The organism is Eudoraea sp. (genome assembly GCF_049665975.1).
GTDB lineage: Bacteria > Bacteroidota > Bacteroidia > Flavobacteriales > Flavobacteriaceae > Eudoraea.
The window spans coordinates 1-10519 of record NZ_JBATGR010000250.1; the positions used below are offsets into that span (position 1 = coordinate 1).

Annotated in this window: 6 protein-coding genes, 1 tRNA gene and 1 pseudogene; 4 read left to right on the forward strand and 4 right to left on the reverse strand. The window is 38.0% G+C overall.

The window, feature by feature from the left end; all coding sequences use genetic code 11:
- Positions 1-405, forward strand: a pseudogene (locus WBN20_RS09080) (cation:proton antiporter); the annotation flags it as partial.
- A gap of 59 nt (positions 406-464) precedes the next feature.
- Here WBN20_RS09080 and WBN20_RS09085 read toward each other — a convergent pair.
- A tRNA-Gln gene (locus WBN20_RS09085) sits at positions 465-536 on the reverse strand.
- Positions 537-706: 170 nt separating this feature from the next.
- Here WBN20_RS09085 and WBN20_RS09090 point away from each other — a divergent pair.
- The gene (locus WBN20_RS09090) at positions 707-4021 is read left to right on the forward strand and encodes a DUF2723 domain-containing protein (protein WP_424281460.1); all 3315 of its coding nucleotides are present in this window, start codon (positions 707-709) and stop codon (positions 4019-4021) included.
- A 90-nt stretch (positions 4022-4111) separates the two neighbouring features.
- On the opposite strand, the gene WBN20_RS09095 is transcribed toward WBN20_RS09090, so the two are convergent.
- The 3 genes from WBN20_RS09095 to WBN20_RS09105 all read right to left on the reverse strand — a co-directional run bounded on the left by WBN20_RS09095 (position 4112) and on the right by WBN20_RS09105 (position 6507).
- Positions 4112-4408 (reverse strand): thioredoxin family protein, encoded by a 297-nt coding sequence (locus tag WBN20_RS09095; protein ID WP_424271848.1) that lies wholly within the window; start codon positions 4406-4408, stop codon positions 4112-4114.
- Between the two features lie 91 nt (positions 4409-4499).
- Entirely contained in the window at positions 4500-5729 is a 1230-nt protein-coding gene (locus WBN20_RS09100; protein ID WP_424271847.1) for a metallophosphoesterase, read from the reverse strand.
- Between the two features lie 55 nt (positions 5730-5784).
- Positions 5785-6507, reverse strand: coding sequence for a copper homeostasis protein CutC (locus WBN20_RS09105; protein WP_424281461.1), 723 nt, complete (start codon positions 6505-6507; stop codon positions 5785-5787).
- 40 nt (positions 6508-6547) lie between these two features.
- On the opposite strand from WBN20_RS09105, the gene WBN20_RS09110 reads away from it, so the two are divergent.
- Entirely contained in the window at positions 6548-7531 is a 984-nt protein-coding gene (locus WBN20_RS09110; RefSeq protein WP_424281462.1) for an isoaspartyl peptidase/L-asparaginase family protein, read from the forward strand.
- A gap of 57 nt (positions 7532-7588) precedes the next feature.
- On the forward strand, positions 7589-10426 hold the full coding sequence (gene polA, locus WBN20_RS09115; protein WP_424281463.1) for a DNA polymerase I: 2838 nt from the start codon (positions 7589-7591) through the stop codon (positions 10424-10426).
- Positions 10427-10519: the final 93 nt, after the last annotated feature.

Sequence of the window (10519 nt, forward strand, 5' to 3'; positions counted from 1 at the left end):
ACCATAGCCATTGCATCTTTATTTAACTTTCAGGTAGCCCTGGTAAGTGTCCTTATTATTCTTTCCATCTACGCTATTAGATTTGTAATCTTAAGAACTTTTATAGGCAGCGATATACTGCCACAACTATTTATTGCTCCAAGGGGCCTCATTACAATACTACTGTTTTATGCAATTCCTTCAGAAGTACAGGTAGCTACATTTGAACCGGGGATTCTGCTTTTTGTGATTATAGGCACAAGTCTTATCATGACATGGGCTATGATTAAGAATAAGAAAAAAATGAGCACCATATTGGACCTGGTAGACGATGAAATAGATGAATTAATGGAAGCAGACGAACTACGAAAACAAAATGATCTGAAAATTCAAGATGAGCCTCAAATTCCTGAGGACTTAGACTAATAAACTAAAATTAAGAATCCCAACACTAAAGAAGCATTGGGATGGGTATACAATTTTCGTTGGCCTACTAGGACTCGAACCTAGAACGACTGGACCAAAACCAGCTGTGTTGCCAATTACACCATAGGCCATTAATGCTTAAGAGCCTGCAAATTTAAGACAAACTTTTATTTGCACAAATATTTTGGATACAATCGATCAAAAAAAACAACCGCAGCCTCCTGTTAAAGGTTTGACAAAATTATAAGCCCATATCTATTTTAATTAGTAAATTCGCCGAGACTGGTAAACTTCAATATACATGTTTTCAAAGAACTTCGAGAAATGGGACACCATCCTTGGATGGGTCGTTTTTTTTATAGCACTTATCATTTACACTTTTACGGTAGAGCCTACGAGCAGTTTTTGGGATGCCGGAGAATATATTACAACCTCCGCAAAATTACAGGTAGCTCACCCACCAGGAGCACCATTGCTTCAAATGATTGGCGCTTTTTTTGCCATGTTTGCTTTAGAACCAGACCAGGTTGCACGAATGGTAAATTATGTTTCCGGGGTTTCCAGTGCTTTTACCATATTGTTTATGTTCTGGACCATAACCAATCTTACACGTAAGCTGATATCCACTAAAGAAAAGTTTACAAACAGCAATGCAATAGCGGTTTTGGGCAGTGGCTTAGTTGGTGCTTTGGCGTTTACTTTTTCAGATAGTTTTTGGTTTAATGCCGTAGAAACTGAAGTATATGCAATGGCTAGTTTTATTATGGCATTGCTATTTTGGATGGGGTTAAAATGGACTGATGACCTGGAGGACCACAGAGGAAATCGCTGGCTAATCCTCATCTCCTTCGTAGTAGGGCTTACTTTTGGAATTCAATTTATGGGCTTTTTGGCCATACCCACCATTGGTTTGTTATACTATTTCAAAAAATATAAGACCACTACCATTAAGAATTTTCTTTTAGCTAATATCATTGTTATTGCCATTTTATTGTTGGTTTATAAATTTTCATTGACCTATGTTTTAAAATTATTTGGCTGGAGCGAAGTCTTCTTTATCAATAGCATTGGTCTGCCCTTTAATTCGGGTACCGTGATTATGCTTCTTATTTTTATTGGTGCCTTTTACTTTGGATTGCGATATACGAGAAAAAATAATTTCAGGATAGCCAATACCTTTGTGCTATGTGCCATGTATTTATTCCTTGGTTTTTCTTCCTGGTTAATGTTACCTATCAGAGCGAATGCCAATGTGGTTGTCAACGAAAATAATCCGTCGGATGCCCGTTCATTACTCGCCTATTATAATAGAGAACAATACCCACAGGTAGATAGCCCAATTTATGGCACTTATTATTCCGATACGTTTGCGCCGGCAGGTCCTGAGAAGGATGATAAACCCAAATATGAAAAAGATAAAGAGCTGGGTAAATACATTATTGTAAATAAATACAAGAATGCGATGCAGGGTCCTAACGAAGATCACAGGGGTATTTTACCGCGAATGTGGAGCGATCAGAATGCTGAAAACTACATGAAATATTTCGGTCCTTTGAACTTTAAGATGAAGACCTCTAATGAAGAGTTACGCAAGGCGGTTGCCCAGGTTAAATCTGGTCTAGCCAATGGCGAAATAGATGAAGAACAATACATTGGTTTTTTACGGCAATTTGGAGAGTATTTGGAAGTAGAACCACCAAGCGTGTGGCAGAACGTGAAATATATGTTTCAGTTTCAATTTGGCTATATGTACTGGCGTTATTTTATGTGGAACTTTGTTGGAAAGCAGAATGATGTACAAGGTCGCTATAATGGTAATGGCGAATGGCTAAGCGGGATTGGGTTTATAGACAGCCTGCGTTTAGGGAGTCAGGAAAATCTCCCAAAAGAGATATTGGAAAATAAAGGTCGAAATACCTATTTCTTTTTGCCTTTAATTCTGGGGATTATAGGTTTGGTTTTTCAACTCACTAAAAATCCAAAGCAATTTTGGGCTCTTTTTGTGTTTTTTATTTTTACCGGGATTGCAATTCAATTCTATACAAATCCCTATATTTTTCAACCACGTGAACGGGATTATTCGCTTGTAGGTTCTTTTTATATTTTCGCTTTATGGATAGGTTTAGGTGTTTATGGTCTATATGAAGAATTTAAAAAGTTGATAACCCCAAAGGTGCTTGCGCCGGTAGTTATTGTGATATGTCTTTTGACTGTCCCTGGCGTTATGGCCTTTCAGAATTGGGATGATCACGACCGTTCTAACCGCTTTACGGCTCGAACAAGTGCGAAGGCTTATCTTGATTCCTGTCAGGAAGATGCAGGTTCCATGCTATTCACAATTGGAGACAATGATACTTTTCCTCTTTGGTATGTTCAGGAAATTGAGGAATACCGTACCGATATACGTATAATTTGTACCAGCCTTTTTGCTACAGACTGGTATGTGGATCAAATGAAACGAAAGGCTTATAAAAGTGAAGCCATACCCTCCCAACTGACGCATGATCTGTATAGATATGGCAATAGGGATGTCATTTATTATCAGGGCCTTCCTGGTTTGGCTGAAAAACGATGGAACATTAAAGATTTTATGAATTGGGTGGGAAGCAATAAACCTCAGACAAAATTCAAATATATTCTTGAAAAACAGGGCGCAGATCTAAGTGAATATTCTGAGAGCACATTAGACCTTGTATATTATCCAACTAACAAAATAAGAGTCCCCGTTAACAAGAAAAATGTACTTGAAAGCGGCTTAGTTAAAGAAAAAGATTCGGCATTAATTGTTGATTATATTGATATTGACCTACCGAAAAGCGCGTTGCCGAAAAACAGAATTATGATGTTGGATATCATTGCAAATAATGATTGGAAACGGCCAATCTATTTTTCTGGCGGCAGTTTTGACAAAGCAGAATACATCTGGATGAAAGAGTATTTACAACTGGAGGGATTAGCCTATAAGTTGGTACCTATCCAAACAAAAAATCAAAATTCCTTTGAGATGGGTCGAATAGATACAGAACTTATGTACAATATCGTAAAAGGATGGGATTGGGGCAATTCAGGAAGTTCAGATATTTATCATGATACTCAAACCAGAACACAAGGTTTATCTTTCCGCGGCAATCTTGCGCGATTGACAGAAGCCCTGCTAAATGAAAACGAAATAGACAAAGCAAAAGATGTGATTAACATTGCCATGACAAATTTGCCTTTAGAATACTATGGGTTTTATGCTTTTGTCGAACCTTTTGTGGATGGTTATTATAAGGTGGGAGAAACTCAGAAAGCCCGAGATTTATTCTACAAATTAAGGAATATTTATCAGGATCGTTTAGACTATTATTCGAGTATTCCCTTAGATGAACAATATGATAATATTGAAGACATTATTGGCGATATGGAAGCATACAGAAGAAACATTGATATTCTTATCGAGAATAATGACCGGGAGATGGCAGAAAAAGAAACCTTAATTTTTAATGAACATATAGACCGCTTCAGTCATTTTTATAAAGATGAAGTACTGGAAGAGCCCCCTTTAATGGAGCAATCGAATCCGGATATGAGAGATACTTTGAAAGTTGAACAAGATTCATTTTCAGACGACTGAGTTTGATTCCGGAAAAGTATTGGATAGGGTTAACAACTGACAACTAAATCTGTACTTATAAAGCTATTGATATAAATACTCAGTTATTATTTATAGGTATTCGTTAAGTATTCCAATAAGAGTATTTGCATCTTGCTCACCACTTTGTCTCCAAACCATTTCCCCCATTTTATAAATCATAAGAGTTGGCAAGCCTTTAATTCTAAGTGCTTGTGATAGTTCCTTGTTCTTATCTACATCTATTTTTATAACCTTTCCTTTATCTCCTAATGCTGCTGCAACATCCCTGAGAACAGGGTGCATTGAAGTAGATTGCTCGTTCCACTCTGCATAGAAATCAAGTAACACAGGGATATTTAAATCTATAAGTTCACCAAATTTGGACATATAATATACATTGGGTTATAGATCAAATGTATGAAAAAATGTTAAAAAATCCGGTATGCCCTTAATTTTGGGCATAAGTTGAAAGTTAAATTCAAGTTAAATCTTTCTTTTTTAGAGTAATAACAGTGATTTCCGGCCATATACCAACCCTTCCCGGATAGCCTAAAAATCCAAATCCGCGGTTTACATTTATAAATTCTCCCAATTCTTCATAAATACCGGCCCAATATTTATACCTCCATTTGACCGGGCTCCATTTAACCCATCCGGGAATTTCAATCCCGAACTGCATCCCATGAGTATGACCACTAAGCGTTAGATGATAGTGATACTTATCTTTTAAAACTACATCCTCCCAATGCGATGGATCATGGCTCAATAGGATTTTAAAATCATCCTTGCCAATTTGGGAGGCTGCCTTTTTTAAGTCACCCGACTTTCTGAAACCTCCTCTTCCCCAATTTTCTACACCAATTAAAGCCAATTTATCTTCCTCTTTTACCAGATATCTGCTCTCATTCAGCAAGAGATCAAAACCCATTTCCTTTTGCATTTGCTTAAGCTCATCCAAATTTTTAATCTTTTCCTCTTCGGTTTCCCAAATTACATAATCGCCATAATCATGGTTCCCAAGAATTGAATATATTCCGTCTACGGCACTAAGGCTTGAAAACAATTCAGCCCATGGTTTCATTTCCTCCGCCTTATTATTTACCATGTCTCCGGTAAAAAAAATAACATCACTCTTTTGCTTATTAATCAAATCAACTGCATATTCAATTTTTCCTCTATTATCAAAACTTCCGCTGTGAATATCCGAAATTTGGGTAATCTGATATCCATCAAAAGCTGGGGGTAGATCTTCATATTCCATTTTGTATTTCAATACCTTAAAATTGTATTTTCCTCTAACCATACCGTATAGTAATGCCCCAAAAGGAATTGCTGCGATACCCATGGCAATTAAACTTAAAAACCTCCTTCTTTCCGGCAAGCTGAACTCCCTGGCTGTGCCAAAAAATTTCTGATACCCGGCTGTAATAAATCTGAAAATATCTTCAGAAAAAAGAAATATAATTGTAATAATTTTGAAAGTAAGGATGGCTACCAAAAACCCAAAAGCATAACTTTTAGGCCTGCTTAAAACCCGGCCGGCGGTTTCACCCCAGGTAAATTGAAAAATAAAGTTCCCCAGAACTATTAACGACATGGCAATAAAAACATAGTAAACCCATGGAAACCTGGTTGCGGTCTTTAAGGCTTGTAAGGTGTAGAAGCCCAAAATAAAATAAATTATTACAAAAACAATCCAGCGTAGCATATGTTTTTTTTACAAATATATTTCTTTAAAAGAGTATCGCTTTATAACTTTCCCTTTATTTAACGCTTTGAACTACTGCACGAACAATCTCGGGATCCGTAAGGGCTATTTCATCATCTCTCAGATAAGCGGCATTATTCATTGAAAGTTCGGGCTTTTTATCAAGTGTTTTGCTAAAGTTTAATCCCGAAAGGTGAATGGCTTCAAATCCTTTATTCTTAAAAAGCAATGCGTTGTGTACTCGTATTCCTCCGCCAGGCATAATAACGCATTTTGTCGCATTCTCTCTCCACAAGTCCAACTGATTTATGGCGGCTTCTGCTGATTGTCTTCCTCCGGATGTCAATATACAGTCTACTCCCAAATCCTCAAGCTCCCCCAGTGTTTCTATTGGATCAGTTACCCAGTCAAATGCCCGGTGAAATGTAAATTTCAACTCTCCGCCTGCAGAAATTAATTCCCTGGTTCGTGTTTTATCCAGTGTGCCATCAGATTGCAAAACTCCCGAAACAATTCCAGAAACACCGAGATCTGCGCAGAGTACAATATTTGTTTTCATGATCTCAAATTCCTCCCTGGAATAAGTGAAATCTCCACTTCGTGGTCTAATCAATACATGAATGGGAATACTAAGTTTTTCAGACACCTTCTTTATCAGACCAAATGACGGTGTTATACCTCCTACCGCTAATTCGGCACAGAGCTCAATTCTGTCTGCTCCTGCTTCCTCCGCATTAACAGCAGATTGATAAGAATTAGCGCATATTTCTACGATCATTTCATATATTTAGGCATATAAAAATAAGCAACCCGGCCAGATGAAACGCAGAAAATTTTTAAAAAATTCTTCCTTAAGTACAGCAGGCATCTTCTCTGCTTCCATATTATCAGCCTGTGAAACTGATAAAAAACATCCATTGGTTAATGAAATACTAAAACCTATTGTAATTGCAACTTGGGATGTGCCCAATGCAACAAATAAAGCATGGCAGGTGCTCAGTGAAACCGGTACCGCTTTAGATGCCGTTGAACAAGGCGTAATGATTGAAGAAGCAGATATAAATAATCAATCTGTAGGTAAGGGCGGCAGACCGGACCGTGAAGGCAATGTTACTCTGGATGCCTGTATAATGGACAAAGACAGTAACTGTGGAGCAGTTGTATGCCTTCAAAATATAGTCCATCCCATTTCGGTTGCAAGAAAGGTAATGGAGGATACGCCTCATGTAATGCTTGCAGGGAAAGGGGCCGAATTGTTTGCTTACGAAAAGGGTTTTAAAAAAGAAAACTTACTTTCTGAGAAATCGAAGGCAGAATGGATAGAATGGAAGAAAACTTCAAAATACAAACCCATTATAAATATAGAAAATCACGACACCATTGGGATGCTTGCAATTGATAGAAAAGGAGATATCGCAGGTGCTTGCACCACAAGCGGGATGGCCTATAAAATAGCGGGGCGGGTGGGCGACTCTCCAATTATTGGAGCTGGACTCTTTATTGATAATGAAGTTGGTGGAGCAACAGCAACAGGAGTAGGTGAAGAAGTTGTTCGTACTGTAGGGAGTTTTCTTATAGTTGAATTGATGAGGCAGGGTAAAACACCCCAACAGGCTTGTGAAGAAGGGGTTAAACGCATCATATCCAAAAATAAAGAGAAACTGGATTTCCAAATTGGCTTTATTGCTATCAATAAAAACGGAGAAACCGGTGGGTATTGCATACAGCCAGGCTTTAGCTACAGGGTATATTCAGAAAAAGGACATGTTAATAATAAAGCAAGCAGCTATATAAGCACTTAAATACTTTACTAAAGCACTTAAACTTTGTAGTTTTGAAATTCTACAAGAACACTAAAAATGGCAGACCAGAAGCGACTTTTTTTATTGGATGCATATGCATTGATATTCAGGGGGTATTATGCCCTGATTAAAAACCCCAGGATTAATTCTAAAGGAATGGACACCTCGGCTATTATGGGGTTTATAAATTCCTTGTTTGATGTTATTAAGCGAGAAAAGCCAGACCATCTTGCTGTCTGTTTCGATAAGGACGGCAGTGCGGAGCGTACGGAGTTATTTGCAGATTATAAGGCAAACCGGCTTGAGACCCCGGACGCCATAAGAGTGGCTGTTCCCATAATTCAGGATATTCTGAAAGCCATGCATATTCCCTGCGTGGAGGTGTCTGGTTTGGAAGCAGATGACATTATTGGCACATTAGCCAAGCAGGCAGAGAAAGAAGGATACAAAGTATTTATGGTAACACCCGACAAGGATTTCGGGCAATTGGTGTCAGAAAATATTTTTATGTACCGCCCCTCCCGAATGGGCAATGGAATTGAAATTTGGGGAATCCCGGAAATACAAAATCGATTTGGAGTAGAACGCCCCGAACAGGTAATTGACTATTTGGGAATGATGGGGGATGCCAGTGATAATATTCCCGGACTTCCCGGAGTTGGCGATAAAACCGCCAAAAAATTTATTGCCGAATTTGGAACCCTTGAAGGGCTGCTTGCGAATACGGATAAACTCAAAGGTAAAATGAAAGAGAAGGTGGAGGAAAATGCCGAGTTGGGCCGACTCTCAAGAAAGTTAGCAACCATTTGTGTGACTTGTGACGTTACTTTTGATGCGAAAGATTACGAACTCTCTGAACCCAATAGTGAAGATGTACAGAAAATATTTGAGGAATTAGAATTTAGAAGACTAAAAGAACAATTCTTAAGAATTTTCTCAGAGGAATCTGAAATTACTGATGAAAAAATCAACAATGAGAAACCAAAACAAAAAAAAGAGCCCCAGGCCGCCGGAAGTGGTCAGTTTTCGCTATTTGGAAGTGATGGTGATTCTCCTGCCACTTTAAAAGAATTTTCCAGTAGAAAAACAATTAAGGATGTATCTCATGTTTATCAGAGTGTATCACCAGGAATGGGTATGAAGTTATTTCTTCAAAATTTAATGAAACAATCTGCAGTTTGTTTTGATACGGAAACAACTTCTTTAAATCCTCTAGTAGCCGAGCTGGTTGGAATTGCCTTCTCCTGGGAAACCGGCAAAGGTTTTTATGTCCCTTTTCCTGAAGAACGAGAAAATGCTCAGGATTTAATTGAACAACTCCGCCCTTTTTTCGAAGCTGAACACATAGAGAAAATTGGACAGAATTTAAAATACGATATTAAAGTACTTCACAAATATAATGTTTCGGTAAAAGGAAGTTTATTTGATACCATGTTAGCGCATTACCTGATAAATCCAGATATGCGTCACAATATGGATGTGTTAGCAGAAACTTACCTGAACTATACCCCGGTATCTATAACCGAGCTGATAGGGAAAAAAGGTAAAAACCAATTGAGCATGCGCGAGGTTAGTTTAGAAAGACAAACGGAATACGCTGTAGAGGATGCTGATATAACATTTCAGTTGGCAAAGCAATTTGCCAAGGAACTTAAGGAAGCGAATACGGAAGGCCTTTTCAAAAATATTGAGATTCCTTTAGTGAATGTTCTGGCAGATATGGAATTGGAGGGTATAAACCTTGATAAGGAATTTCTTCATTCGCTTTCAAAAGATTTGGAAAATGATATAAAAAACCTGGAAGTCAAGATCTACAAAGAGGCTGGTGAAGAATTTAATATTGCATCTCCAAAGCAATTAGGTGATATTTTGTTTAATAAGCTAAAACTGGTAGACAAGCCTAAAAAAACAAAAACTGGCCAGTATTCCACATCGGAGGATGTGCTTTCTTATCTGGCCAAAGACCACCAAATAATTAAAGATGTTCTTAACTACAGAGGACTGGCCAAGTTAAAGAGCACCTATATTGATGCATTACCAGAACAGGTTGAAGAAAGTACTGGCAGAGTTCATACAGATTATATGCAAACAGTAGCTGCCACAGGAAGGTTGAGCAGCAATAATCCTAACCTTCAAAACATACCAATACGCACTGAACGTGGCAGGCAGGTGCGCAAAGCTTTTATTCCAAGAGACGATAATTATATCCTTTTGGCAGCTGATTATTCCCAAATAGAGCTGAGAATAATTGCGTCTCTAAGTGAAGAAACAACAATGATTGAAGCATTTAAAAATGGGGAAGACATTCACGCTTCAACGGCTTCAAAAGTTTTTAACGTTCCGTTAGATGAAGTCACCAGAGAACAACGAGGCAATGCGAAAACTGTGAATTTTGGTATAATATACGGAGTATCGGCTTTTGGATTGAGCAATCAAACAGAACTATCGCGGACTGAGGCTAAGGAATTAATTGATACATACTACAAGACGTATCCAAAACTGCGAAATTATATTAGCGATCAAATAGATTTTGCAAGGGAGCATGGGTATGTACAAACAGTGTTGGGCAGAAGACGTTATTTAAAAGATATTAATGGAAGAAATGCTGTTGTCCGGGGCGCTGCTGAAAGGAACGCCGTGAATGCACCCATACAGGGTAGCGCAGCTGACATTATAAAAATAGCAATGGTCAATATCCATACAAAGCTTAAGGAAGGTAATTTTAAAACTAAGATGCTTCTCCAGGTTCATGACGAACTGGTATTTGACGTATTTAAACCAGAACTGGAAGATGTCCAGGTTATGATCAGAACCGAAATGGAAAACGCTTATGAACTACTTGTACCCTTAGATGTAGAAGTGGGTATTGGGGAAAATTGGCTTGAAGCCCACTAATACGAAAAACAGGAATTATCCGTTTTATATTTAGGGTAAGAGTATTACTCTATTATATGATTATTTGCCTCGAAAAAAGAGGATATTAATCAC

Coding starts and splice junctions, on each gene's coding strand:
- polA (WP_424281463.1), top strand. CDS start 7,589: ATGGCAGACCAGAAGCGACTTTTTTTATTGGATGCATATGCATTGATA.
- WBN20_RS09100 (WP_424271847.1), bottom strand. CDS start 5,729: ATGCTACGCTGGATTGTTTTTGTAATAATTTATTTTATTTTGGGCTTC.
- WBN20_RS09105 (WP_424281461.1), bottom strand. CDS start 6,507: ATGATCGTAGAAATATGCGCTAATTCTTATCAATCTGCTGTTAATGCG.
- WBN20_RS09090 (WP_424281460.1), top strand. CDS start 707: ATGTTTTCAAAGAACTTCGAGAAATGGGACACCATCCTTGGATGGGTC.
- WBN20_RS09110 (WP_424281462.1), top strand. CDS start 6,548: ATGAAACGCAGAAAATTTTTAAAAAATTCTTCCTTAAGTACAGCAGGC.
- WBN20_RS09095 (WP_424271848.1), bottom strand. CDS start 4,408: ATGTCCAAATTTGGTGAACTTATAGATTTAAATATCCCTGTGTTACTT.